The sequence below is a fragment of the Streptomyces sp. NPDC017890 genome (assembly GCF_044328675.1).
Lineage (GTDB): Bacteria > Actinomycetota > Actinomycetes > Streptomycetales > Streptomycetaceae > Streptomyces.
Map to the genome: position 1 here is coordinate 1 of NZ_JBIRHU010000143.1, position 1,474 is coordinate 1,474.

General features: G+C 71.1%; 1 protein-coding gene. It reads right to left on the reverse strand.

The annotated features are described in order from the left end of the window. A partial coding sequence (locus ACH4F2_RS36075; protein ID WP_398136817.1) for a type I polyketide synthase occupies positions 1-1,474 on the reverse strand: 1,474 nt, incomplete at both ends.

Here is a 1,474-nt window from a genome sequence, read left to right on the forward strand (position 1 = left end):
AGATGCAGCGCCACCAACGACGACGAACACGCCGTATCCACCGTCACCGCCGGACCCTCGAGCCCCAGCACATACGACAACCGACCCGAGATGACACTGCCCGCGTCCCCGGTCGTCAGATAGCCCTCGCCTGCCTCCTGTGCCAGCCCCGAGCCGTATCCCTGTGATGCAGCGCCGGCGAAGACGCCGGTCTGGCTGCCCCGCAGGGACGTCGGGTCGATACCCGCCCGCTCGAACAGCTCCCACGCCGCCTCCAGCATCAACCGCTGCTGCGGGTCCATGGCCAGCGCCTCACGCGGCGAGATCCCGAAGAACCCGGCGTCGAACTCCCCCGCGTCGTGGACGAACCCGCCCACTGAGCGGAAGTTGCCGTCCACGTCCCAGCCACGGTCCGCCGGGAACTCGGACATCGCGTCCGCGCCCGAGGCCACCAGGTCCCACAACTGCTCGGGAGAGCGGGCGTCGCCCGGGTAGCGGCAGGCCATACCGACGATCGCGATCGGATCGTCCGTCTCCCGCACGCCGGCTACCGCGGCCTTCGATGCGGTGGGAGCCGCATCGGCGCCGAGAAGTTCAGTGCGCAGGTAGTCGGTGAGCGCCGCCGCCGTGGGGTGGTCGAAGACCACCGTGGCCGGCAGGCGTTTCCCGATGCGCCTGCCGAGCACATCGCGCATCTGCACCGCGGTCAGGGAATCGAAGCCGAGCTCGCGGAAGGCCTTGGTCCGGTCGATGGCGTCGGCGTTCGTGAGACCCAGCACCGCGGCGGCCTCCTCGCGTACGAGCTGGAGCAGGGCTCGAGTTCGTTCGGTCTCCGAAGCCGCGGCGAGGGACCGTACGAGATCCGGTGTCTCGGTGTCGGAGGCGTCCGCGCTGCCGGACACTGCCGCCAGGGCCCGCGCCGCCTCGGGGATGTCGGTGAGGAGCGGGCGTGGGCGGGCCGCCGTGAAGCCGGGTACGAAACGGGCCCAGTCAACGTCGGCGACGGCCACGAACGTCTCGTCGTGCTCCACCGCCTGCACCAGCGCCGACACCGCCAGCTCCGGATCCATCGGCAGCACGCCACGCCGCCGGAGTTGTTCCTCGGCGGCGTCTTCCGCAGCGAGTCCTCCGCCGTCCCAGGCGCCCCAGGCGACGGAGGTCGCGGTCAGGCCACGCGCCCTGCGGTCCTCCGCCAGCGCGTCCAGATAGGCGTTGCCCGCCGCGTACGTGCTCTGTCCACCGCTGCCCCAGACGCCCGCGTTGGAGGAGAACAGCACGAACGCGTCCAGTTCGGTATTCCCGAGCAACTCGTCCAGGTTCCTCGCGCCCGACACCTTCGGGGCGAGGACCGCGGCCGTCACGTCGTCCGTGAGCGTGTCGATGGTGCCGTTGTGAACCGTGCCGGCGGCGTGGACGACGGCGGTCGGCGGGTGGTCGGCCAGTACGGCCGCCAGCGCCTCACGATCCGCCACATCACACGCCACCACACTCACCC